The organism is Bacillus sp. FH (genome assembly GCF_052216825.1).
Taxonomy (GTDB): domain Bacteria; phylum Bacillota; class Bacilli; order Bacillales; family Bacillaceae_G; genus Bacillus_A; species Bacillus_A paranthracis.
This window is the reverse complement of the sequence record NZ_JBQOUU010000001.1, coordinates 2,640,914-2,665,000: the sequence shown is the minus strand read 5'-3', so window position 1 is coordinate 2,665,000 and position 24,087 is coordinate 2,640,914. Positions and strand designations below refer to the sequence as shown.

Here is a 24,087-nt window from a genome sequence, read left to right as displayed (position 1 = left end):
CCGCCAGCGTTCATCCTGAGCCAGGATCAAACTCTCCAATAAAGTTAGTTTGTCTAGCATCTAAAATAAAAATTGACGTTTCACGTTGTTTGTTTCGTTTAGTTTTCAAAGTTCAACATCGCGTTTCAGCGACTTTTATAATATATCATAGTATATTATTTTCGTCAACAAGTTTTTTCGATAACTTATATCTCTCATTTGCTGACTCTGCCTATTATATAGGCTTTCCCTTCCCTATGCAAGTATTATTATAAAAAAATAAAGAGGGGAGATATCTCCCCTCTTATTCTTCTGAAGAAACCTCTTCGCTCGTTTCTTCCTCATCATCTTTTTGTGCTTTTGCTACTGTCGCTACCTCTTGCTCATCCTCTAATCGAATTAGACGAACACCTTGTGTATTACGTCCCATTTGAGAGATTTGATCAACTGGCATACGAATAATAACACCCGCTGCTGTAATTAACATAATATCTTCTTCACCTGTTACAGATTTAACAGCTACTAATTTCCCGTTTTTATCTGTAATATTACAAGTCTTCAGACCTTTACCACCACGGCTTTGTAGACGGTATTCATCAATTGGCGTACGTTTTCCATAACCATTTTTCGTTACAATTAAAACATTTACATCCTCTTCGACAATTTCCATACCTACAACTTGATCTTCTTCACCTAATGTAATTGCTTTTACACCAGCCGCGTTACGTCCCATAGAACGCACATCTTGCTCGTTAAAACGAATTAACATACCATTGCTTGTTCCTACAATAATATCCTTATCACCAGATGTTAAACGTACAGATATTACTTCATCCTCTTCACGAAGAGAGATTGCAATTAAACCATTCGTACGGATATTTGCAAATGATGAAAGTGGTGTTCTCTTAGAGATACCTTGTTTTGTTGTGAAGAATAAGAATTCATCGTCACCAAATTCACGAATTGGAATAATGGCGTTAATCCATTCACCCTTATCTACACCTAATAGGTTAATAATAGGTATACCTTTCGCTGTACGACTATACTCTGGGATTTCATATCCTTTCGTACGGTATACTTTCCCCTTATTAGTGAAGAATAGAATATGATCATGCGTAGAAGTAGTTAATAAATGCTCTACGAAATCATCATCATTTGTCCCCATTCCTTGCACACCACGTCCACCACGGTTCTGTGTTTTATACGTGGAAGCTGGTAACCTCTTAATATAACCATTATGAGTTAACGTAATGGCGATATTTTGTTCTGGAATCAAGTCTTCATCTTCAATAGACTCCATACCACCAATTGTAATTTCTGTGCGTCTCTTATCATTGAAGCGCTCTTTTACTTCCGTTAATTCTTCACGAATAATCTCAAGAACCTTTTCTTCATCTGCTAAGATTGCTTTTAATTCAGCGATTAACTTCATTAAGTCCTGATATTCTTGTTCAATCTTTTCGCGTTCTAAACCTGTTAAACGTTGCAAACGCATATCTAAAATAGCTTGCGCTTGTTTTTCACTTAAGCCGAAACGTTCCATTAAACCTTGCTTTGCAATTTCCGCTGTTTTCGAACTACGAATTAATGTAATAACTTCATCCAGATGGTCTAAGGCAATTCGTAATCCTTCTAAAATATGAGCACGCGCTTCTGCTTTTTCTAGTTCATAAGCTGTACGTCTACGAATTACTACCTTTTGATGTTCCAAGTAATGATATAAATTTTGTTTTAAGTTCAGCACTTGTGGCTCTCCATTTACAAGAGACAGCATGTTAATACCGAAACTTGTTTGAAGTGCTGTATGTTTATATAAGTTATTTAATAATACATTAGCATTGGCATCACGACGTACTTCCATAACAATACGCATACCATTTCGATCTGATTCATCACGTAAATCTGTAATACCTTCAATTTTCTTATCGCGAACTAATTCTGCAATTTTTTCAATTAATCGCGCCTTATTTACTTGATAAGGTAGTTCCGTTACGATAATAGATTGTTTGCCATTTGACTTCTCCTCAATTTCAACTTTAGCACGAAGTATAATAGAACCGCGTCCTGTTTCATACGCTCTACGAATACCACTTCTTCCTAAAATTAAACCTGCCGTCGGGAAATCTGGTCCTGGAATGCACTCCATTAATTCTGCAATAGTAATATCAGGATTATGACTTAATGCCAATACCCCATCAATTACTTCGCCAAGTTGATGCGGCGGAATATTCGTTGCCATACCAACTGCAATACCTGTCGTACCATTTACTAGTAAGTTAGGAAAACGCGCTGGTAATACAATGGGCTCTCTTTCAGAACCATCATAGTTATCTTGATAATCAATCGTATTTTTTGAAATATCACGTATTAATTCCATAGAAATCTTAGACATTCTTGCTTCTGTATAACGCATTGCTGCCGCTGAATCTCCATCGACAGATCCAAAGTTACCATGCCCATCAACAAGCATATAACGTTGACTGAAATCTTGCGCCATACGTACCATCGTTTCATAAACAGCTGAATCACCATGAGGGTGATACTTACCGATTACTTCACCAACAATACGTGCTGATTTCTTATACGCTTTATCAGCCGTAATTCCTAAATCATTCATCGCATATAAAACCCTACGATGCACAGGTTTTAATCCATCACGAACATCTGGTAATGCACGAGATACGATAACACTCATTGCGTAATCTAAAAATGAGGTACGCATTTCATGACTAATATTAATTTCTCGAATTCGTGCTTGTTGTTGATTGTCTGACATCAACGAGCACCTCCTCTTACATTTCCGTTACACATACATTGATTTATATGTAGAAGACAGGAATACTCAGATTCCTGTCATTACTCATTTAAATATCAAGGTTTTTCACGTATTTTGCATTTTCTTGGATAAAGTTACGACGTGGCTCTACTTTATCCCCCATTAAAATTTCAAATGTTTCATCTGCCTCAATTGCATCTTGAAGGGAAACTTGAAGTAATGAACGCACTTCTGGGTCCATTGTCGTTTCCCAAAGCTGGGTTGGGTTCATTTCTCCTAAACCTTTGTAACGTTGGATACCAGGTTTAGGTTGAGCTGGTAATTCAGCTAAAATCTTTTCAAGCTCTTTCTCATTATAAGCATATTGAATTTTTTTACCTTGTTGTACTTTAAACAACGGTGGCTGTGCAATATAGATATAACCATGTTCAATAATTTGACGCATATAACGATAGAAGAACGTTAATAATAGGGTACGAATATGCGCACCATCTACGTCGGCATCCGTCATAATAATAACTTTATGATAACGAGCTTTCTCGATATCAAAATCGCCGCCAATGTTCGTACCAATTGCAGTAATAATTGTACGCACTTCATCGTTAGATAAAATTTTATCCAATCTTGCTTTTTCAACGTTAATAATTTTACCTTTTAGCGGTAAAATCGCTTGGAAGTGACGATCACGCCCTTGTTTTGCTGATCCACCGGCAGAGTCACCCTCTACAATGTAAATTTCACTAATTGCTGGATCTTTCGAAGAGCAATCTGCTAATTTACCAGGTAAACTTGAAACTTCTAATGCGCTCTTGCGGCGTGTCAATTCACGTGCTTTTTTCGCTGCAACACGTGCACGTGCTGCCATCGTACCTTTTTCTACGATTTTTCGTGCAACATTCGGGTTTTCTAGTAAGAACTTTTCAAATGCCTCTGAAAACACAGACTCTGTAATCGTTCTTGCTTCACTATTCCCAAGTTTCGTCTTCGTTTGTCCTTCAAATTGTGGGTTTGGATGTTTAATTGATACAATTGCAGTTAAACCTTCACGAACATCCTCACCCGTTAAGTTACTGTCTGCATCTTTTAAAATACTATTTTTACGTCCATAATCGTTAATCACACGAGTTAAAGCTGTTTTAAACCCTACTTCATGTGTTCCACCTTCATACGTATGAATGTTATTCGTAAATGAGTAAATATTATTTGTATATCCTTCGTTATACTGTAAGGAAACCTCAACTTGAATACCATCTTTTGATCCTTCTACATATACAGGTTCTTCATGGATTGGTTGTTTTGAGCGATTTAAATGCTCGACGTATGATTTAATTCCACCTTCATAATGGAATTCTTTCTTTTGCTTATGTTCACGTTTATCTTCAATTGTTAATTTAATATTACGATTTAAAAATGCTAATTCACGCATACGAGTTGCGAGCGTATCAAATTCGTATACTGTTGTTTCCTGAAAAATTTCTGGATCTGGTTTAAATCGAGTTATCGTTCCTGTTTGATCTGTGTCACCAATGACTTTTAAATCCGCAACTGGAATACCTCTTTCGTATTTTTGATAATGGATTTTACCTTCACGATGTACAAATACCTCTAGTTCTGTTGATAGGGCATTTACTACAGATGCCCCAACACCATGCAAACCACCAGAAACTTTATAACCACCGCCGCCAAACTTACCACCAGCATGAAGAACGGTCATAATAACCTCTACAGCAGGACGTCCCATTTTTTCTTGTATACCAACTGGAATACCACGTCCATTATCCGTTACACGAATACTATTATCTTCTTCGATACTAACGTTAATTTCATCACAGTACCCTGCAAGTGCTTCATCAATACTATTATCGACGATTTCCCATACAAGATGGTGAAGTCCTTTTCCGCTTGTAGATCCAATATACATACCAGGGCGTTTTCGAACTGCTTCTAGCCCTTCAAGTACCTGTATTTGACTTTCATCATATGAATTTTCTTGCATTTGCTTTTGTTCCATTGACACAAAGATCACCTACTTTTCCATTTAAACAGGGATTACGCCCTATCTATTTCACAATCTACCGTGCCGTTCGTTACATGAATTGTTTTCGCTTCTTTTAATGTTTCGTGTTCAATTCCGTCGACACTCGTCGTTGTCACAAATGTTTGCACTTTTCCTTGAATTGTATTTAACAGATGCGATTGACGATAATCATCTAATTCTGATAATACATCATCCAATAGAAGAATCGGATATTCTTTAACTTCTGAGTAAATCAATTCAATTTCAGCTAATTTTAGGGACAGTGCGGTCGTTCGTTGTTGTCCTTGCGAACCAAAGACTTGAACATTTTTACTATTAACGAAGAATTGTAAATCATCACGATGAGGACCAATTAAAGTCGTACCACGGAAAATTTCACGTTGTTTCACGGATTGAAAACTTTCATAGTATACTTCTTTTATTTTCGACAAATCCATTGATTCTGATACATCTACACTCGGTTTATAGACAATTTCTAATTCTTCTAACCCACGGCTTATACCACGATGAATTGGAGCTGCCCATTCTTGTAGTAAATGCAAAAATTCAAAGCGTTTTTGCAAAATTTTTGTACCATGCTCAATAAGTTGAAGTGTAAATACATCCAACATCGTTTCCTCATTCTTACTATTCCCTTGCATCTTTTTTAGCAAGTGATTTCGTTGTGTGAGCACCTTTTGATATTGACTCAATTCATACAAATAGACCGGAGCTATTTGGCCTAATTCCATATCTAAAAAGCGTCTTCTTACTTGAGGGCTTCCTTTTACAAGATTTAAATCTTCTGGGGCAAACATGACAACATTCATCACGCCAATATATTGACTCAATTTTTGTTGTTCAAGTTGATTTAATTTTGCCTTTTTACCTTTTTTCGAGATATTTAATTCCAAAGACAAAGAACTATTTCTCTTTTGTAGCTTTCCTTTAATTTGACCGAAATCTTCATCCCAACGGATAAGCTCGCGATCATTAGAGGTTCTATGAGATTTCGCCATCGCTAAAACATAAATAGCTTCCATCAAATTCGTTTTCCCTTGCGCATTCTCGCCGATAATTACATTTACCTTATCTTCAAAGGAAAGCTCTAACTTTTCATAATTGCGATAGTTTTTTAATTGTATTTCTGAAATAAACAAAGGGCTCCCCCTTTATGACTGAACTTGGAAACTTCCGCTTCCTGGAATTTCAATAATATCGTTCGCATATAGTTTGCGACCTCTTCTATTTTCAAGTTCTTGATTCACGTACACTTCATATTCTTGTAAAAACCATTTTACAGCGCCACCTGTATCAATTACATCGGCTAACTTTAAAAATTGCCCTAGTGTAATATACTCTGTTGAAATTTTAATACGTTTCATAAAATCGCTCACTTTCTGAAAGTGTTCATTCTTTCATTGTACTAAATAAACTAGCATTAGGAAAGTAATACCCAAAAATCAAATAAGGGCTACTAGCATCTGAAAACTAGCAACCCTTATTTCTTACTTAGTAAGTACGAACCGGTAAAATTAATTGAATAATGGATTCATCATTTACTGTACGAATTAAGAATGGTCTCATTGCTCCAGTAAAGCTAATCTTAATTTCAGTACTATCTAATGCTTTTAGTGCATCCATCATATATTTTGCACTAAAAGATATTTTTAACTCTTCTCCATCTACTTTTTCACATTGAACTTCTTCTACTACTTTTCCGATTTCTGGTGAATTCGAGGAAATTTCTAGCATTGCCTGCTCTAAAGTTGATAATTTTACAACATTATTACGACCATCTCTTGCTAAAAGAGATGCACGATCAATTGCTTGTAAAAATTCTTTTGTATTTACAAAAATATCTGTTTTGCTCTCCGCTGGAATTAAGCGAGTTGTATCAGGGTAATTTCCTTCTAACAATCTTGAGAAGAATAATAAATGTTTTGTACGGAATAATACTTGATACTCCGTAATAACGATATCTACCATTTCTTCAGACTCATCTAGAATTTTGCTTAATTCATTTAAACTTTTTCCTGGAATAACAACATTTGCTTGGAACTCATCTGCAATGCCTTCAATTTTTGCTTTTCGAAGAGCTAGTCTGTGACTATCTGTAGCAATGCCAGTTAGTTCGCTGTTATATACCTTCCAGTTTACACCTGTCAAGATTGGTCTTGTTTCAGAAGTGGAAACTGCAAATACAGTTTGTCTAATCATATGTTTAAGTAAATCCGTTGGAATCTTAAAAACATGATGTTCTTCAATTTGTGGTAACAATGGATATTCTGCAGAATCTAAACCATTTAAATTAAACTCTGATTTTCCAGAAGTTATTTTTGTCATCAAATGATTTTCCACAGAAATTTCTACAGTTTCTTTAGGCAACTTCTTTACAATTTCACTAAAATATTTAGCCTGTAAAACAATACTTCCTGATTGATTCACTTCTACGATTTCTTTTCCATTCTCTTCAACTGGAATGAAAGATTCAATTGAAATATCAGCATCGCTTCCTGTTAATGTAACTCCTTCTTCTGTAGCGACAACTTTAATCCCCGTAAGGATCGGAATTGTTGTACGAGAAGAAACAGCCTTCATTACATCTTGTACACTTCTTACAAGATAGTCTTTTTGTATTGTAAAACGCATAAAGAAAAACCTCCGGTAAGTATAAGATTTTATTTAATTAATAAAGATAAAAAATAGTAGTAATAGTAATAGGGCTTGTGGATATGTGGATAACCCTGTTAAAGGATGTAAAAACAGTCTATCTACATGTGGATAGACTGTGCGTAAAACAAGGAAAGTTATTCACACTATTCAGCTACTACTTTAAAATATCGTTAATTTCTTCAACTTGCTTTTGTAATTGCGTATCCGTCTTAAGTAGCTTAGAAATTTTTTCATGAGCATGGATAACTGTTGTATGATCACGTCCACCAAATTCTTCACCTATTTTAGGTAAGGAGGAGTCTGTCAGTTCACGTGATAAATACATTGCAATTTGGCGAGGGAAGGCAACTGATTTGGTTCGCTTTTTCGCCTTGAAATCTTCCAATTTTACTTGATAAACATCTCCTACAGCTTTTTGAATATCATAAATGGAGATAATTTTTGGTTTAGAATTTGGAATAATATCTTTAAGTGCTTCGGCTGCTAAATCAGCATTAATATCTTTGTTAATTAAAGATGAATAAGCTACAACTCGGATGAGTGCACCTTCTAGTTCACGAATATTTGAATCGATTTGATTTGCAATATAAAGCATGACCTCATTTGGTATATCAAGTCCTTCAGCCTTTGCCTTTTTGCGCAAAATTGCAATCCGCGTTTCTAAATCTGGTGGCGTAATATCCGTAATGAGTCCCCATTCAAAGCGAGAACGAAGACGATCTTCTAAAGTTGGAATTTCTTTTGGTGGCCGATCACTGGAAATTACAATTTGTTTACTTTCTTCGTGTAATGCATTGAATGTATGGAAAAACTCTTCTTGAGTTTGTTCTTTTCCCGCTAAAAATTGAATATCATCTATCAATAAAACATCCACATTGCGGTATTTATTACGAAAATCGACAGCTTTATTATCACGAATAGAATTAATGAATTCATTTGTAAATTTTTCTGATGATAAATATACAACTTTGGCATTTGGGTTATGTTCAATTACATAATGACCAATTGCATGCATTAAATGGGTCTTTCCAAGTCCAACTCCCCCATAAATAAAGAGGGGATTATATGCTTTAGCTGGCGCTTCGGCTACGGCCAATGAAGCAGCGTGAGCAAAACGGTTACCAGAGCCAATAACAAACGTATCAAACGTATATTTTGGATTTAGCATACTCTGTGGTAAATGATTAGAATCATCTTGTGCTGAATTCGGTTTAGAAGGAGGAAGATCAATCTCCTCTTCGGCTTGACTTTGGGGAATAATAAAGCGAATAGCTAATTTTGCCCCTGTTAAATCATAAAGTGTTTCTGAAATTAGCTCTGAATAATGAGATTCTAGCCAATCGCGGGCGAATTCATTTGGAGCCGTAATTGTTAATACATCTTTCTTTAAATTATGTGCGGTCGTTGATTTTAACCATGTTTCATAACTTGGTTTACTGACCTTTTTTTCTAGTTCTTTTAAGGCGCTGTTCCATAAATCAGAGATGTTTTCCAAAGGTGTCCCTCCTTTACTAAGATGGTAAAAGAATAAGGTTGCGCAACAAATGTACAACCTAAATAAATATAAAATGTATATTTATACGAAACGTATTTTAAAACCTAAAAACGTCGTTTGTATATGAGATAGGGTTTTCGACAAAAAAAGCAAATGTGGATAATCATTTACCCACATGTGATTAAAACTGTCCACATGTTATACACAAATTGTGGATAAGATAATGATGTGGAAAACTTATTCAAAGTGAAAACACAACTATAATATCAAAAAAAAGTAGCTATAGCAATGAAATTAAGAAAGTTATCCACAAAATCAATACCTTGTGGAATAAACTTGTCCACAACACGATATACTGTGTAAAAGTACGAAAAGAGTTTGTGGATATAAAAAACAGAAAAAAACATTTATCCACAAGGAAATATAGCGTCTGTGAAAAAGTATGTGAATAGGTTCAAAATGAATATTTGATGAAAATTTCTAGAACCATTGACATTTTCCTAGTTGATTAACTATAATTTATAAGACTGTCTTTAACAGATATTCCTCAGGGAGGTGTCATATAATGAAAAGAACTTACCAACCAAATAAACGTAAGCGCAGCAAAGTACATGGTTTCCGCAGCCGTATGAGCACAGCGAACGGACGTAAAGTGCTAGCAGCTCGTCGTCGTAAAGGAAGAAAAGTATTATCTGCGTAGACCACTGATCGTTCAGTGGTCTTTTTTTCTAATAATAGTGAATTTCCGCTGATGAACTACAGGAGTGTCAATTGATATGAAGAAAAAACATCGTATAAAAAAGAATGATGAATTCCAGACGGTTTTTCAAAAAGGAAAATCGACTGCGAATCGTCAATTTGTTGTGTATCAACTAGATAAAGAAGAGCAGCCAAACTTTCGTATTGGCCTTTCTGTCAGCAAGAAAATAGGAAATGCAGTAGTGCGTAACCGAATTAAACGTATGATTCGCCAGTCGATCACAGAATTAAAAGATGAGATAGATTCTGGAAAAGATTTTGTTATAATAGCAAGGAAGCCTTGTGCAGAGATGACATATGAAGAAGTAAAGAAAAGCTTAATTCATGTCTTTAAACGCTCTGGTATGAAAAGAATAAAAAAGTAGCGTAAGGAAATGAATTACACTATATACATACCGATACAAGGAGGAGTAGGCTTTGAAAAAGAAATTAGGTTTACTAGCCATGGTTGTTGTATTAATGGCGATTACTGCTGGCTGTAGTGAAGTAAATCAGCCAATTACACCAAAAAGCACTGGAATTTGGAATGAATACTTCGTATACCCGCTTTCTCAGTTAATTACGTATTTTGCCAACTTATTTGGTAGTAATTACGGTTTAGCGATTGTTGTTACAACTCTTATCATTCGTTTTGCATTATTACCATTAATGATTAAACAAACGAAGAGTACGAAAGCAATGCAAGCGTTACAACCAGAAATGGTGAAGTTAAAAGAGAAATATAGCTCTAAAGATCAAGCAACGCAGCAAAAACTACAACAAGAAATGATGCAGTTGTATCAAAAAAATGGTGTAAATCCATTAGCAGGATGTTTACCAATCTTTGTTCAGATGCCTATTTTATTCGCGTTTTACCATGCGATTATGAGAACATCAGAAATTAGTAAGCATACATTCTTATGGTTCGACTTAGGACAAGCAGATCCGTTCTATATCTTACCGGTTGTTGCGGCAATTACGACATTTATTCAGCAAAAACTTGCAATGGCAGGAACTGCTGGTCAAAATCCGCAAATGGCAATGATGATTTGGTTAATGCCAATCATGATTTTAATCTTTGCAATTAACTTCCCAGCTGCATTATCACTTTACTGGGTTGTTGGTAATATCTTTGGTATCGCTCAAATGTACTTGATCAAAGGGCCGGAAATTAAGGCTAGTAAGGCAGGAGGATCAAGCAAGTGAGTATAATTACTGCTAAAGGACAAACAGTCGAGCTGGCAGTACAGGATGCTTTAAGACAATTAAATGTTTCAAAAGACCGAGTAGATATAAATATTATCGATGAGGGTAAGAGAGGGTTCTTAGGTTTATTTGGGAACCGACCTGCAGTAGTAGAAGTTGTATTGAAGAAAGATCCAATTCAAGAATGTGAAGAATATTTAAAAAATGTTATTCACGATATGGGTGTGGAAGCTGAGATTAGTAAAATTGTAAAAGGACGCGAAGTTGAATTTACAATTTACGGCGAAAATGTGGGTGTTTTGATTGGAAAAAGAGGGAATACCTTGAATTCTTTACAGTATTTAACAAAACTTGTGGCGAATCGTAATACGAAGCAGTACATTGGTATCACATTAGATGCTGAAAATTATCGTAGTAAAAGAAAAGCTACGCTAGAAGCACTTTCTTATCGATTAGCCAAACAAGTAGTAAGTACGAAAAAAAGAGTTGTATTGGAGCCTATGCCATCTTTTGAACGAAAGATTATCCACCAAGCATTATCTAATCATCAAAATATCATTACAACTTCTGAAGGAAAAGAACCACATCGACATGTTGTAATATCTTCCAAGTGACCGGTTACTCAATTGAGTGCCGGTTTTTTTGAGGGAAAAATAGGTGTGGATAACTAAAAAACACTAAACTTATCCACTGTGAATAAGTTTAGTGTTTTTTACATGAGGACATAATAAAATGAGTTATTATTCTTTTGTAGATAGGTTCGTTATGGTATTCTAATAATTTAGTGAAGAAAATAATCATGTTGAAATAGAGATAAATAAGCAAGTGAGGTGAAAGGACATGGAATTTGATACAATTGCCGCGATTTCCACAGCGCTTGGAGAGGGTGCAATTGCCATTGTTCGAGTAAGTGGGGATGATGCGGTTGAAAAGGTTAATCGTATTTTTAAAGGGAAGGATTTAACAGAGGTTCCTTCTCACACAATTCATTATGGTCATATTGTTGATTTAGATACAAATCAGGTTATTGAAGAAGTAATGGTGTCTATTATGCGTGCACCGAGGACTTTTACACGTGAAAATATAGTAGAAATTAACTGTCACGGTGGGCTTGTTTCGGTAAATAAAGTATTGCAGCTTATTTTAGCGCAAGGAGTACGATTAGCGGAGCCTGGTGAATTTACAAAACGTGCTTTTTTAAATGGCCGTATTGATTTATCACAAGCAGAAGCTGTTATGGACTTAATCCGTGCAAAAACAGATCGAGCAATGAACGTAGCGATTAATCAAATGGAAGGACGATTATCTAAATTAATCGGCCGTCTGCGTCAGGATATATTAGAAACGTTAGCTCATGTTGAGGTAAACATAGATTACCCGGAATATGATGATGTGGAAGAAATGACACATAATATTTTAATTGAGAAAGCTACACATGTTCGTGCTGAAATTGCAAAAATATTAGAAACATCAAAGCAAGGAAAGATTTTACGTGAAGGTATTGCTACTGCAATCATTGGTAGACCTAATGTTGGGAAATCATCGCTATTAAATAGTCTCGTTCAGGAGAAAAAGGCAATTGTAACTGATATTGCAGGAACAACTCGTGATGTTATTGAAGAGTACGTTAATGTGCGTGGTGTACCACTTAAACTTATAGATACGGCCGGAATTCGTGAAACAGAAGATGTTGTTGAACGAATTGGTGTAGAGCGTTCAAAAGAAATGATGAGTCAAGCTGATTTAGTGTTAGTTGTCGTTAATTATAGCGAAGCTTTAACGAATGAGGATGAAGATCTATTCCGTGCCGTACAAGGAAAAGATTTCATTGTTATTGTAAATAAGACAGATTTACCGCAAGCAATTGATATGGAACGTGTTATAGAATTAGCAGCGGGGAATCGTGTTATTACAACGTCGTTAATTGAGGAACAGGGAATAGATGAGCTTGAAACGGCAATCGCTGATTTATTCTTTGAAGGAACAATTGATTCTGCAGATGTAACATATGTTTCTAACGCGAGACATATTGGATTATTAACACAAGCAGGAAAAACAATTGGAGATGCAATTGAGGCGATAGAAAATGGTGTTCCAATTGATATGGTGCAGATTGATTTAACAAGAACGTGGGAAATACTTGGTGAAATTACTGGTGACACCGTTCATGAGAGCTTAATTGACCAGTTGTTCTCTCAATTTTGTTTAGGAAAATAATATAGTGATGTTTCAGAAAGATAGAGATTATTAGGAGGAATAAACAATGGGATACAATGCCGGTTCATACGATGTCATAGTAATCGGTGCAGGTCATGCAGGATGTGAAGCTGGTCTTGCGGCAGCACGAATGGGCTCCAAAACATTAATGTTAACAATTAACTTAGATATGGTAGCGTTTATGCCATGTAACCCTTCTGTTGGTGGACCAGCAAAAGGGATTGTTGTTCGTGAAATTGATGCATTAGGCGGAGAAATGGGACGCAACATTGATAAAACGCATATTCAAATGCGTATGTTAAATACAGGTAAAGGGCCAGCTGTACGTGCACTTCGAGCACAAGCAGATAAGTTCTCTTACCAGCATGAATTAAAGAAAACAATTGAAGAAACACCAAACTTAACGTTGTTCCAAGGAATGGTAGAGCGTTTGATCGTTGAAGATGGCGAATGTAAAGGGGTAATTACGCAAGCTGGTGCTGAATATACAGCAAAAACAGTCGTAATTACGACTGGTACGTTTTTACGTGGTGAGATTATTATGGGAGATTTAAAATATTCGAGTGGTCCAAATAATCAACAACCATCTATTACTTTATCGGAACATTTAGAGGAGCTTGGATTTGATCTTGTTAGATTTAAAACAGGTACACCTCCGCGCGTAAATAGTAATACGATTGATTACAGTAAAACAGAAATTCAGCCAGGTGACGATAAGCCACGCGCTTTCTCTTTTGAAACGACAAAGTTTATTATGGATCAAATTCCATGTTGGTTAACGTATACAAGTACGGAAACACATCGTTTAATAGATGAAAACCTACATCGCTCAGCTATGTATTCTGGTATGATTAAGGGAACAGGTCCTAGATATTGTCCTTCAATTGAAGACAAAGTAGTAAGGTTTAATGATAAACCACGTCATCAAATTTTCTTAGAGCCAGAGGGACGTAACACACAAGAAGTGTACGTACAAGGTTTATCCACAAGCTTACCAGAAGACGTACAGCGTGATATGCTTAGAACAATCCCTGGTCTAGAAAATGTTGAAATGATGCGTACAGGTTATGCAATTGAATATGATGCAATTGTGCCAACGCAACTATGGCCAACACTTGAAACGAAAAAAATTAAAAATTTATATACAGCAGGACAAATTAACGGAACTTCTGGTTACGAAGAGGCAGCAGGACAAGGGCTTATGGCCGGAATTAATGCAGCATGTCGTTCTTTAGGTAAAAAAGAAGTTATTTTAGGTCGTGAGGATGCTTATATTGGTGTCTTAATTGATGATCTTGTAACGAAAGGGACGAATGAACCATATCGTTTATTAACGTCTCGTGCAGAGTATCGTCTATTATTACGCCATGATAATGCGGATCTTCGTTTAACTGAAATTGGTCATGAAATTGGATTAATTAAAGAAGAACGCTATGAGCGATTTACAAATAAAAAATTACAAATTGAACAGGAAAAGGAACGTTTAAGTAGCATTATTATTAAACCACGTCCTGAAGTTCAAGAATTAATTCGCAATATTGGTGGAAGTGAATTGAAAGATGGAATACGTGCAAGTGACTTATTACGTCGTCCAGAGATGACATATGAGCATATCCATCTTTTAGTACCAAGTGAAGTAGAATTAAGTGATGAAGTTACAGAACAAGTTGAAATTCAGATTAAGTACGAAGGATATATCGAAAAATCTTTACAACAAGTAGAGCGTATGAAGAAGATGGAAAGTAAAAAAATTCCTGTCGATATTGATTATGATGCGATTTCTAGCCTTGCATCAGAAGCTAGACAGAAATTGAAAGATGTTCGTCCACTTTCAGTGGGGCAGGCTTCACGTATATCGGGCGTAAATCCAGCAGACATTTCCATTTTACTTGTGTATATTGAACAAGGAAAAATTGCGCGAGTATCGAACCAATAAATAGTAAGGAGATATTGTTAGATGAACATAGAACAATTTCAATCTATGCTAGAAGAGAAGGGTATCACCCTCTCTTCTAGACAGTTAGAGCAGTTCGAAATCTACTTCGAAACATTAGTAGAATGGAATGAAAAAATGAATTTAACGGCTATTACGGAAAAAGAGGAAGTATATTTAAAACACTTTTTTGATTCCATTACAGCTGCTTTTTATTACGATTTTTCAAAACCATTCTCAATTTGTGATGTTGGCGCAGGAGCTGGATTCCCAAGTATTCCTTTAAAAATCTGTTTCCCGCATTTAAAAGTGACGATTGTAGACTCATTGCAAAAACGTATTAATTTCTTAAATCATTTAGCACAAAAGTTGGAATTGAGTGACGTCGCGTTTTGTCATGATCGTGCTGAAACATTTGGAAAAAAAGAAGGTGTACGTGAAGCGTACGACATTGTAATGGCACGTGCAGTCGCACGTCTTTCAGTATTAAGTGAGCTGTGTTTACCACTTGTAAAAGTTGGGGGAACATTCATTGCAATGAAAGGTGCTGCAGCAAACGAAGAAATTGAAAATGGCAAGTATGCTTTAGAGGTGCTAGGCGGGGATTTAAAAGAAATGTCTACGTTCCAATTACCATTTGAAGAAAGTGAACGTAATATTTTATTAATCGAGAAAAAGCGCAAGACACCAAAGAAATATCCACGCAAACCGGGAACACCCAATAAATTACCTATTGAAAAATAAATCTTATTAGACGTAAGATTAAATTATATAAATGAAAACGTAAATGTTTCATAGGAAACATTTTATGGAGAATAGTCAATAGGCCTAAAGGTGGTGGAATATGTATGAAAAATACGTTTTCTCGTTTATTTGGCTTTGGAGATAAAGAGAGCGAATTCGAATTACAAGACGAAAGCCATGAAGAAATAGATAAAAAGGTATATGAAGAAATACAAGAAATTCCGATAGTAAATATTACCCCTAACCGTTATCAACCACGAACAGTTTTTGATGACGCGCGTATTGAGGAACTAGCATTAACGATTCGTACACACGGACTTATTCAGCCAATTGTTGTGAGGCAATATGAGGATGAGAAGTACGAGATTATTGCTGGAGAAAGGCGTTTCCGTGCAGCAACAAAGTTAGGGTGGGAAAAGGTTCCTGCAATTATAAAAAACTTAAATGATACAGAAACAGCTTCTGTGGCTTTAATTGAAAACTTGCAACGTGAGGAACTAACAGCAATCGAGGAAGCTGTGGCATATCAAAAGCTAATTGAGTTACATAATTTAACGCAAGAAGCATTGGCACAAAGACTCGGAAAAGGACAATCTACAATCGCAAATAAGTTGCGATTGTTAAAGTTGCCTGAAGAAATAAAAAATGCGTTATTAGAAAAAAGTATTACAGAACGCCATGCCCGTGCGCTCATCCCTTTAAAGAATGAGGAATTACAACTGAAGGTTTTACAGGAAATTGTGGAGAAACAACTGAATGTAAAGCAAACAGAGGAACGAATTGCGAAATTACTAGAGGAAGCAAAACCGAAGCGTAAGGCAAAGCAAAAAGCAGTAAGTCGAGATACGAGAATTGCCATGAATACAATTAGGCAGTCATTACAAATGGTTGCTGACAGTGGTTTAAATGTTAATTCTGAGGAAGAAGAGTTTGACGAGTACTATCAAATTACAATTCAAATTCCGAAGAAAAAATAATAATGGTGTGTTAGAGACCTGATCCTATTGGATAGGTCTCTTTTACTATATTTTCTTGTTAGATGAAGAAGGAGTTTACAAATAAATTTTGAAGTTTAATAAGGACGTAAAAGAAAAACTTTTATTTCATGTTACAATAAACGTAATTGTTACTAGAATAAGATAGAAAGGTTGAAAGTAGGTGACATCATGGGAAAAATCATTGCTATAGCCAATCAAAAGGGTGGCGTTGGAAAAACAACAACATCTGTTAATTTAGGGGCTGGATTGGCACAAGTAGGTAAAAAGGTCCTTCTTGTAGATATTGATGCTCAAGGAAATGCAACGACGGGTGTGGGAATTGAAAAATCCGAATTAGATCAATGTATTTACAATGTTCTTGTGGAAGATGCAGATGTTCAAGGGGTTATACAGAAAACCGCAACTGAAAACTTAGATGTTCTACCCGCTACAATTCAATTAGCAGGTGCTGAAATTGAATTGGTACCGACTATTTCCCGGGAAGTACGTTTGCAAAGGGCATTACAGCCAGTTCGTGATGAATATGATTATATTATTATCGACTGTCCCCCGTCCTTAGGGTTATTAACGATTAATGCATTAACTGCAGCAGATTCTGTTATTATTCCTGTTCAATGCGAATATTACGCACTAGAAGGGTTAAGTCAGCTATTAAATACAGTTCGACTTGTGCAAAAGCACTTAAATAAAAATCTAGCAATTCAAGGCGTATTGCTAACAATGTTAGATGCCCGTACAAATTTAGGGATTCAGGTTATAGATGAAGTGAAAAAATACTTTAGAGATAAAGTATACCGTTCGATTATCCCTCGTAATGTTCGTTTGAGTGAAGCACCAAGTCATGGGAAACCAATTATGCAGTATGACGCTAAATCAAGAGGGGCAGAAGTATATATAGATTTAGCAGAGGAAGTGATTGCAGGTGGCTAAAGGATTAGGAAGAGGAATCAATGTGTTTTTTCCTGATTTAGATGTGAAAGAAGAAGAGACAATTCAGGAGATTACGATAACTGAATTAAGACCGAATCCATATCAACCACGTAAACACTTTAATAAAGAGGCGATTCAGGAATTATCGGCCTCTATTAAAGAGCACGGCATATTACAACCATTAATTGCTAGAAAGAGTATTAAAGGATATGAAATTGTTGCAGGTGAAAGAAGATATCGTGCTGCTAAAGAAGCGGGACTCGAAAAAGTACCTGCCGTTGTAAGACAATTAAATGAGCAGCAAATGATGGAGTTTGCATTGCTTGAAAACTTACAACGAGAAGATTTAAATCCAATGGAAGAAGCAATGGCATATCAAATGTTAATGAATGAGCTAAATGTGACGCAAGAACAATTAGCAAAACGTCTTGGTAAGAGTAGACCTTATATTGCAAACTATACGCGATTATTAAGCCTCCCTTCTTTTGTGCAAGATATGATTGCAAACGGTCAACTTTCAATGGCTCATGGGAGAACTTTACTTACGATAAAAGATGAAGAGCAGTTGAAATCTTTACTGAAACGAATTGAAAAAGAAGGATTAAATGTTCGTCAATTAGAGAAAATTGTTCAGGAGATTAATCAACGCGTTTCACGTGAAACAAAGCAAGTAAAAAAAGAGAGAAACATATTTTTCGTAGAACGCGAAACGTTCTTAAGAGAAAAGTTTGGCACAGAGGTAAAAATTAAAGAAACAAAAAAGGAAAAAGGTAAAATCGAAATTGAATTTTTCAATAAAGAAGATTTAAATCGCATTTTAGAATTATTAGCGCAGCAAAACTAAAAAGCAAACCATCTTATTATTTATAGATGGTTTGCTTTTTTTAATACAGATAATTTTTGGTCTGTTTCTTTTATGCTTTGTGCGATTACATCAGCCATTTTCATAACTAAACTTAATCTTGTATTTTGCAGGACGAAAAACTCCATAAAACCATTTAGATTTACGATGCCATGAATATGTAAATCACCAACTGCTGGTAATTTCTTGTTCATAGCAGCTCCGGGTTTACTAGGTCCCATTCCGGTAGTGATGGAACCGATACTTTGAGACTTTCCTAAACAGGCATCAACCGCAATTATAAATGAAGTAGGATTATCTTTCTGTATATTTTGAATTTTTTCCTCTAAGTTTAGCGCATGTACTGGATCATCTAGTGTGCCGAACACTTGGAAGTTTGTAATTTCTACTTGTTCTAGTTTCGTACCGACTAACGGACCGAGTGCATCTCCCGTGGAACGATCTGTTCCGATACAAACGAGAATGATTGGTATATGAGTTTTAATAGGGATATGGGAAAGTAAGAAGTTACTAATTGTCTCGGAGGCTTCTAAATCTTGGTGCATAACATTTTGAGTTTCTTTTTCGAAAAAAGGTAAGCGAAAACTTCCAATATTCATGAAGCACCCATCCTTTTAATAAATTTTCAAAATATGTTATATGGTGAGTAAAATGGAAAACTATAAGTGCGTACTTGCTGTAAAACTTAAGTGAGAACGGAAATAATAGTACTAGTATATATATATTCGTTCCATTTTATACCTGCATGGCGGTTAACAAATGGAATTAAAGACATAAAATTTTTTCAGCAATTAGGAGACTTCTGATACAATAAGAAGGATAACTAAAAAGAAATTTTGGCTGGAGAGGTAGAGGTACATGGATGTATTAACGAAGTGGTTTAATGCTACGAAACAGTATTTATTAGATGCTGATCGTTGGGCTCATATTGGAATTGCGACATTAAAAATATGTATCATTTTAACAATTGGTGCAATTGTAGTGCGAATTGCAAGAGCGGTTGTACGAAATGCGTTTCGTATGGGAAGTCGTTCTCCAATTCAAATTTCAGAACGTCGTACAGTTACAGTAGCGAAGTTACTTGAAAATATTGTGGCATACGTTGTTATGTTCATTATGTTAATTGCGATTTTAGGTGTGTTTAATATTAATGCATCAGGTTTATTAGCCGGTGCTGGGGTAATTGGTTTAGCAGTCGGATTTGGTGCTCAAAGTTTAGTGAAAGATGTTATTACAGGGTTATTTATCTTGTTAGAAGATCAATTTTCAGTTGGAGACTATGTGAAAATTGGTCAGTTTGAAGGTGTCGTTTTAGAAATTGGACTTCGTACAACGAAAGTGAAAAGTTGGACAGGTGAAATTCATACTTTACCAAACGGAAGTATTGTTCAGGTTACCAACTATTCAGTTAGTAATAGTGTAGCATTTGTTGACGTATCTATTTCGTATGAGGCTGATATAGCAAAAGCAGAGCAAGTCATTGAAGAATTATTAGAAGAATTACCTGCACAATATGAGCAAATGGTAACAACGCCTCAGTTATTAGGCGTGCAAACATTAGCTGCATCAGAAGTTATATTACGTGTTATTGCAGAAGTAGAGCCGATGCAACATGCAGTTATTGCAAGGGCACTTCGTAAAGAAATTAAAAATCGTCTAGATTTACATGGTATTGAAATTCCATATCCACGTATGGTTTTATATAATCGTGAAGAGTTAGTGAGTGGAAAAGCAATTTAATATGGAGAGGGGTTTGGAGAATGGAGCAAAAGCAGTATAACTTGTACGATGTTGTGGAAATGAAGAAAGCCCACCCATGTGGGGAGAATCGTTGGAAGATTATTCGTATGGGAATGGATATCCGCATTAAGTGCGAGGGATGTGACCATTCAGTAATGATTCCTCGAAGAGAGTTTGATCGTAAGGTGAAAAAAATACTTGTGAAGCACGAAGAATAGAGAGAAAGTAACAGTTACAGTGGGTAGCTGTTACTTTTTTTCGTTTGGAGGAAACTTGTCATTTTTTTCGTTACTATCTATAATGATGAAAGATTGAGACATAGGAGTGAAAAATATGGGATTAACGGCTGGGATTGTTGGATTACCTAACGTAGGGAAGTCCACTTTATTTAATGCAATTACACAAGCAGGAGCAGAATCTGCAAACTATCCATTCTGTACAATTGATCCAAACGTAGGAATTGTAGAAGTACCAGATGAGCGTTTAAATAAATTAACGGAATTAGTAGAACCGAAAAAAACTGTTCCGACTGTATTTGAGTTTACTGATATTGCAGGTATCGTAAAAGGTGCGAGTAAAGGTGAAGGTTTAGGAAATAAATTCTTATCTCACATTCGCCAAGTAGATGCAATTTGCCAAGTTGTTCGTTGTTTTGAAGACGAAAATATTACGCATGTTTCAGGTAAAGTAGACCCAATTGATGATATTGAAACAATCAACTTAGAGCTAATCTTAGCAGACTTAGAATCTGTTGATAAACGTATCGAACGTGTTGCGAAATTAGCAAGACAAAAGGATAAAGAAGCAGTATATGAGCATGAAATTTTAGTACGTTTAAAAGAAGCTTTTGAAGAGGGTAAACCAGCTCGTACTGTTGAATTTACAGAAGAGCAAATGAAGATTGTTAAAGGTCTTCATTTACTGACAACGAAAGAAATGTTATACGTAGCAAACGTAAGCGAGGACGATGTTATCGATCCTTCTGAAAACAAATACGTACAAATGGTAAAAGAATTTGCTGCAAATGAAAATTCTCAAGTAATCGTTGTATGTGCAAAAATCGAATCAGAAATTGCTGAGCTAGACGAGGAAGAGAAAAAAGTCTTCCTTGAAGAACTGGGCATTGAGGAATCTGGTTTAGATCAATTAATTCGTGCTGCATATGATTTATTAGGACTTGCTACTTACTTCACAGCAGGTGTGCAAGAAGTACGTGCATGGACGTTCAAACAAGGTATGAAAGCACCACAATGTGCCGGCGTAATTCATACAGACTTTGAGCGTGGATTTATTCGTGCAGAAACAGTTTCTTACGAAGACTTAATGACAAACGGTTCTATGACAGCTGCAAAAGAAGCTGGTAAAGTTCGTTTAGAAGGAAAAGAGTATATCGTAAAAGACGGAGACGTTATGCATTTCCGTTTCAACGTTTAATTTAATATTTCCTAGGAAAAATAAAGATATGAACTTGGCAAATATATTATGTGTTTGCCAAGTTTTTTATGTATGGGTGAGTTGATTCATCTAACTTACTATGATATAATCTAAACTCGTGAGTAATTACTATAAATTAATTGCTCCTTGCCCATTACGGGCCGTTTAGACCAAAAGGAGGTGAAAGTGTAATGAGAAAGTACGAAATTATGTACATCATTCGTCCTGGCGTTGAAGAAGAAGCTCAAAAAGCTTTAGTTGAACGTTTTGCAGGTGTTTTAACAAACAATGGTGCAGAAATCATTAACACGAAAGAGTGGGGTAAGCGTCGTTTAGCTTATGAAATCAACGACTTACGTGAAGGTTTCTACATGATCTTAAACGTGAATGCTAACGCAGAAGCGATTAACGAATTCGATCGTTTAGCTAAGATCAACGAAGATATCCTTCGTCATATCGTTGTTAAAGAAGAAGAAAAATAATTGATATATAAGGGAGAGTGGTTCGATTGATGAATCGTGTTATCCTCGTTGGTCGTTTAACTAAGGACCCTGACTTACGTTACACGCCCAATGGTGTTGCAGTAGCTACTTTTACGTTAGCTGTGAATCGCGCATTTGCGAATCAACAAGGTGAGCGTGAAGCTGACTTTATTAATTGTGTAATATGGCGTAAACAAGCAGAAAACGTAGCAAATTATTTGAAAAAAGGTAGCTTAGCAGGCGTAGATGGGCGTCTTCAAACTCGTAATTACGAGGGACAAGATGGTAAACGTGTATATGTAACAGAAGTTCTTGCGGAAAGCGTACAATTTTTAGAGCCGCGTAATGGCGGTGGGGAGCAACGTGGTTCATTTAATCAGCAACCATCAGGAGCTGGTTTCGGTAACCAAAGCTCTAACCCATTTGGTCAATCTAGTAATTCAGGCAACCAAGGTAACCAAGGAAACTCTGGATTTACGAAGAATGACGATCCATTTTCAAATGTAGGTCAACCGATCGACATTTCCGACGACGATTTACCGTTCTAATACAGTAAATTTGTTAGTTTTAACAAAGAATGGAGGGAAATAGACATGGCAGGACGCAAAGGTGGACGTGCGAAACGTCGTAAGGTGTGTTTCTTCACAGCTAACGGCATCACTCGCATCGATTATAAAGATGTTGATTTATTAAAACGTTTCGTTTCTGAGCGTGGTAAAATTTTACCTCGTCGTGTAACAGGAACAAGCGCAAAATACCAACGCAAACTTACAGTTGCAATTAAACGTGCTCGTCAAATGGCACTTTTACCATATGTTGGTGAATAATAGCGTATGAAATGCACAGTAGAGTCCGACTCTACTGTGCATTTTGCTATGCTTTTCTTTTTTGAAAGAGAGGTTAAAATGTGAAGCAAGCGAGATTTATTACTGAAGGAGCCGCGTTGTTGGCTATATATGTAATGTTATTGTTTATATCTATGTATGTTCCGATTTTAGGTACAGTTGTAACGTTTGCGTTGCCGTTGCCATTTATATTGTTAACGATAAGATATAAATTATCGAATGCATTTGTAATTTTTACGGCTGCATTTTTAATTGCTGTTTTTGTAAGTCAGCCGATAGGTCTAGTAAAGACGATCGTATTTGGGTTGATGGGTATTGTTTTAGGGTGCATGTATAAAAAACAAAGAAAGCCATTGGAGATTTTAATAACCGGTTCACTTGCATACTTAATCAGTATTATGCTAATTTATGTTGCCAGTATAAAGTTTTTTAACATAGATTTTATAAAGCAAATACAAAATATGTTTAATAAAAGCATAGTGCAAAGTGAAAAGATAGCAAGTGTTGCTGGTATGCCGATTAGTAAAGAGCAAAAAGAGTTATTTGTACAAATGAATGATATATTACAAGCGGTATTCCCGAGTATACTTGTGATGGTTTCTGTATGTCTTTCTTGGATTACCATAATAATATCAGGTAGTGCTTTAAGAAAGCTAAAGCATGATGTTATACCTTGGCCTAAGTTCAAAGATATACAATTACCAAAGAGTATTGTTTGGTATTACGTTATATTTATTTTGCTATCAACTTTTATAAAAGTAGAACCGACATCATATTTACATATGGTATTTTCTAACCTATATGTCATATTTGCTTTACTACTCGTGCTGCAAGGTTTGACGTTTATCGCTTTTCTGGCGCATAGCAAAGGTTTTACGAAAGGGGTTCCTATTATTAGTTTTATCGCCTGCATGTTTATCCCGATGCTGTTTCCTCTTGTGACAATCTTAGGTATAATTGATTTAGGGATTTCATTGCGTTCTAAAATAGGAGGATAAAATAATATTCCTTATAC

At 35.9% G+C, this 24,087-nt stretch carries 24 protein-coding genes and 1 rRNA gene (1 of these 25 running past the window's edge); 17 read left to right on the top strand and 8 right to left on the bottom strand.

Going from position 1 to position 24,087, the window contains the following annotated elements:
- The 7 genes from ACTT1L_RS14035 to dnaA all read right to left on the bottom strand — a co-directional run.
- Positions 1-42 (bottom strand): 16S ribosomal RNA (locus tag ACTT1L_RS14035) (it extends 1,513 nt beyond the left edge of the window).
- A gap of 241 nt (positions 43-283) precedes the next feature.
- Complete coding sequence (gene gyrA / locus ACTT1L_RS14030) at positions 284-2,755, bottom strand: DNA gyrase subunit A (RefSeq protein ID WP_001282851.1); 2,472 nt, start codon at positions 2,753-2,755, stop codon at positions 284-286.
- An 88-nt stretch (positions 2,756-2,843) separates the two neighbouring features.
- Positions 2,844-4,766, bottom strand: coding sequence for a DNA topoisomerase (ATP-hydrolyzing) subunit B (gene gyrB / locus ACTT1L_RS14025; protein WP_000435993.1), 1,923 nt, complete (start codon positions 4,764-4,766; stop codon positions 2,844-2,846).
- A 38-nt stretch (positions 4,767-4,804) separates the two neighbouring features.
- The gene (recF, locus tag ACTT1L_RS14020) at positions 4,805-5,932 is read right to left on the bottom strand and encodes a DNA replication/repair protein RecF (RefSeq protein ID WP_000470750.1); all 1,128 of its coding nucleotides are present in this window, start codon (positions 5,930-5,932) and stop codon (positions 4,805-4,807) included.
- Positions 5,933-5,944: 12 nt separating this feature from the next.
- Entirely contained in the window at positions 5,945-6,157 is a 213-nt protein-coding gene (gene yaaA / locus ACTT1L_RS14015; protein ID WP_000821367.1) for a S4 domain-containing protein YaaA, read from the bottom strand.
- 127 nt (positions 6,158-6,284) lie between these two features.
- The gene (gene dnaN, locus ACTT1L_RS14010) at positions 6,285-7,424 is read right to left on the bottom strand and encodes a DNA polymerase III subunit beta (protein ID WP_001212896.1); all 1,140 of its coding nucleotides are present in this window, start codon (positions 7,422-7,424) and stop codon (positions 6,285-6,287) included.
- A 178-nt stretch (positions 7,425-7,602) separates the two neighbouring features.
- Positions 7,603-8,943, bottom strand: a complete 1,341-nt coding sequence (gene dnaA / locus ACTT1L_RS14005; protein ID WP_000428025.1) for a chromosomal replication initiator protein DnaA — start codon at positions 8,941-8,943, stop codon at positions 7,603-7,605.
- A gap of 565 nt (positions 8,944-9,508) precedes the next feature.
- Between dnaA and rpmH the strand changes: the two genes are divergently transcribed.
- The 10 genes from rpmH (at position 9,509) to spo0J (ending at position 18,553) form a co-directional block, all read left to right on the top strand.
- Positions 9,509-9,643: a 50S ribosomal protein L34 gene (gene rpmH, locus ACTT1L_RS14000; RefSeq protein WP_000831901.1), complete on the top strand. Its 135-nt coding sequence runs from the start codon at positions 9,509-9,511 to the stop codon at positions 9,641-9,643.
- A gap of 76 nt (positions 9,644-9,719) precedes the next feature.
- Positions 9,720-10,067: a ribonuclease P protein component gene (rnpA, locus tag ACTT1L_RS13995; RefSeq protein ID WP_000726630.1), complete on the top strand. Its 348-nt coding sequence runs from the start codon at positions 9,720-9,722 to the stop codon at positions 10,065-10,067.
- 52 nt (positions 10,068-10,119) lie between these two features.
- Complete coding sequence (gene spoIIIJ / locus ACTT1L_RS13990; RefSeq protein WP_000727751.1) at positions 10,120-10,887, top strand: YidC family membrane integrase SpoIIIJ; 768 nt, start codon at positions 10,120-10,122, stop codon at positions 10,885-10,887.
- Complete coding sequence (jag, locus tag ACTT1L_RS13985; protein WP_000022804.1) at positions 10,884-11,501, top strand: RNA-binding cell elongation regulator Jag/EloR; 618 nt, start codon at positions 10,884-10,886, stop codon at positions 11,499-11,501. The genes spoIIIJ and jag overlap by 4 nt, the downstream gene beginning before the upstream one ends.
- A gap of 226 nt (positions 11,502-11,727) precedes the next feature.
- Positions 11,728-13,104 carry a tRNA uridine-5-carboxymethylaminomethyl(34) synthesis GTPase MnmE gene (gene mnmE, locus ACTT1L_RS13980; protein WP_000393773.1) on the top strand — a complete coding sequence of 459 codons (1,377 nt, stop codon included), beginning with the start codon at positions 11,728-11,730 and terminating at the stop codon, positions 13,102-13,104.
- Positions 13,105-13,150: 46 nt separating this feature from the next.
- On the top strand, positions 13,151-15,040 hold the full coding sequence (gene mnmG / locus ACTT1L_RS13975) for a tRNA uridine-5-carboxymethylaminomethyl(34) synthesis enzyme MnmG (RefSeq protein ID WP_000541033.1): 1,890 nt from the start codon (positions 13,151-13,153) through the stop codon (positions 15,038-15,040).
- Between the two features lie 21 nt (positions 15,041-15,061).
- On the top strand, positions 15,062-15,781 hold the full coding sequence (gene rsmG / locus ACTT1L_RS13970) for a 16S rRNA (guanine(527)-N(7))-methyltransferase RsmG (RefSeq protein ID WP_001019621.1): 720 nt from the start codon (positions 15,062-15,064) through the stop codon (positions 15,779-15,781).
- Positions 15,782-15,885: 104 nt separating this feature from the next.
- Complete coding sequence (noc, locus tag ACTT1L_RS13965) at positions 15,886-16,758, top strand: nucleoid occlusion protein (RefSeq protein WP_000799029.1); 873 nt, start codon at positions 15,886-15,888, stop codon at positions 16,756-16,758.
- A 189-nt stretch (positions 16,759-16,947) separates the two neighbouring features.
- Positions 16,948-17,709 carry a sporulation initiation inhibitor protein Soj gene (gene soj, locus ACTT1L_RS13960; RefSeq protein ID WP_000516114.1) on the top strand — a complete coding sequence of 254 codons (762 nt, stop codon included), beginning with the start codon at positions 16,948-16,950 and terminating at the stop codon, positions 17,707-17,709.
- Entirely contained in the window at positions 17,702-18,553 is an 852-nt protein-coding gene (gene spo0J, locus ACTT1L_RS13955) for a stage 0 sporulation protein Spo0J (protein WP_001051838.1), read from the top strand. The genes soj and spo0J overlap by 8 nt, the downstream gene beginning before the upstream one ends.
- A gap of 20 nt (positions 18,554-18,573) precedes the next feature.
- Here spo0J and yyaC read toward each other — a convergent pair whose 3' ends face one another.
- The gene (gene yyaC, locus ACTT1L_RS13950) at positions 18,574-19,170 is read right to left on the bottom strand and encodes a spore protease YyaC (protein WP_001020719.1); all 597 of its coding nucleotides are present in this window, start codon (positions 19,168-19,170) and stop codon (positions 18,574-18,576) included.
- Positions 19,171-19,429: 259 nt separating this feature from the next.
- Between yyaC and ACTT1L_RS13945 the strand changes: the two genes are divergently transcribed.
- The 7 genes from ACTT1L_RS13945 (at position 19,430) to ACTT1L_RS13915 (ending at position 24,070) form a co-directional block, all read left to right on the top strand.
- On the top strand, positions 19,430-20,311 hold the full coding sequence (locus ACTT1L_RS13945; RefSeq protein WP_000382911.1) for a mechanosensitive ion channel family protein: 882 nt from the start codon (positions 19,430-19,432) through the stop codon (positions 20,309-20,311).
- A gap of 20 nt (positions 20,312-20,331) precedes the next feature.
- Entirely contained in the window at positions 20,332-20,529 is a 198-nt protein-coding gene (locus ACTT1L_RS13940) for a DUF951 domain-containing protein (protein WP_000436051.1), read from the top strand.
- A 115-nt stretch (positions 20,530-20,644) separates the two neighbouring features.
- Positions 20,645-21,745, top strand: coding sequence for a redox-regulated ATPase YchF (gene ychF, locus ACTT1L_RS13935; RefSeq protein WP_000524669.1), 1,101 nt, complete (start codon positions 20,645-20,647; stop codon positions 21,743-21,745).
- A gap of 191 nt (positions 21,746-21,936) precedes the next feature.
- Positions 21,937-22,227 (top strand): 30S ribosomal protein S6, encoded by a 291-nt coding sequence (gene rpsF, locus ACTT1L_RS13930; RefSeq protein WP_001233779.1) that lies wholly within the window; start codon positions 21,937-21,939, stop codon positions 22,225-22,227.
- Between the two features lie 26 nt (positions 22,228-22,253).
- Positions 22,254-22,775 (top strand): single-stranded DNA-binding protein, encoded by a 522-nt coding sequence (gene ssb / locus ACTT1L_RS13925; RefSeq protein WP_000981967.1) that lies wholly within the window; start codon positions 22,254-22,256, stop codon positions 22,773-22,775.
- 45 nt (positions 22,776-22,820) lie between these two features.
- A complete protein-coding gene (gene rpsR, locus ACTT1L_RS13920; protein WP_000918873.1) occupies positions 22,821-23,054 on the top strand; it encodes a 30S ribosomal protein S18 in 234 nt (77 codons plus the stop codon).
- 80 nt (positions 23,055-23,134) lie between these two features.
- Entirely contained in the window at positions 23,135-24,070 is a 936-nt protein-coding gene (locus tag ACTT1L_RS13915; RefSeq protein WP_442821956.1) for a YybS family protein, read from the top strand.
- Positions 24,071-24,087 lie beyond the last annotated feature (17 nt).

Excerpts from the sequence above, each read along its gene's own strand:
- gyrA (WP_001282851.1), bottom strand. The coding sequence starts at position 2,755 with ATGTCAGACAATCAACAACAAGCACGAATTCGAGAAATTAATATTAGT.
- gyrB (WP_000435993.1), bottom strand. The coding sequence starts at position 4,766 with ATGGAACAAAAGCAAATGCAAGAAAATTCATATGATGAAAGTCAAATA.
- yaaA (WP_000821367.1), bottom strand. The coding sequence starts at position 6,157 with ATGAAACGTATTAAAATTTCAACAGAGTATATTACACTAGGGCAATTT.
- dnaN (WP_001212896.1), bottom strand. The coding sequence starts at position 7,424 with ATGCGTTTTACAATACAAAAAGACTATCTTGTAAGAAGTGTACAAGAT.
- rpmH (WP_000831901.1), top strand. The coding sequence starts at position 9,509 with ATGAAAAGAACTTACCAACCAAATAAACGTAAGCGCAGCAAAGTACAT.
- rnpA (WP_000726630.1), top strand. The coding sequence starts at position 9,720 with ATGAAGAAAAAACATCGTATAAAAAAGAATGATGAATTCCAGACGGTT.
- mnmE (WP_000393773.1), top strand. The coding sequence starts at position 11,728 with ATGGAATTTGATACAATTGCCGCGATTTCCACAGCGCTTGGAGAGGGT.
- mnmG (WP_000541033.1), top strand. The coding sequence starts at position 13,151 with ATGGGATACAATGCCGGTTCATACGATGTCATAGTAATCGGTGCAGGT.
- rsmG (WP_001019621.1), top strand. The coding sequence starts at position 15,062 with ATGAACATAGAACAATTTCAATCTATGCTAGAAGAGAAGGGTATCACC.
- noc (WP_000799029.1), top strand. The coding sequence starts at position 15,886 with ATGAAAAATACGTTTTCTCGTTTATTTGGCTTTGGAGATAAAGAGAGC.
- soj (WP_000516114.1), top strand. The coding sequence starts at position 16,948 with ATGGGAAAAATCATTGCTATAGCCAATCAAAAGGGTGGCGTTGGAAAA.
- yyaC (WP_001020719.1), bottom strand. The coding sequence starts at position 19,170 with ATGAATATTGGAAGTTTTCGCTTACCTTTTTTCGAAAAAGAAACTCAA.
- ACTT1L_RS13945 (WP_000382911.1), top strand. The coding sequence starts at position 19,430 with ATGGATGTATTAACGAAGTGGTTTAATGCTACGAAACAGTATTTATTA.
- ACTT1L_RS13940 (WP_000436051.1), top strand. The coding sequence starts at position 20,332 with ATGGAGCAAAAGCAGTATAACTTGTACGATGTTGTGGAAATGAAGAAA.
- ychF (WP_000524669.1), top strand. The coding sequence starts at position 20,645 with ATGGGATTAACGGCTGGGATTGTTGGATTACCTAACGTAGGGAAGTCC.
- rpsF (WP_001233779.1), top strand. The coding sequence starts at position 21,937 with ATGAGAAAGTACGAAATTATGTACATCATTCGTCCTGGCGTTGAAGAA.
- rpsR (WP_000918873.1), top strand. The coding sequence starts at position 22,821 with ATGGCAGGACGCAAAGGTGGACGTGCGAAACGTCGTAAGGTGTGTTTC.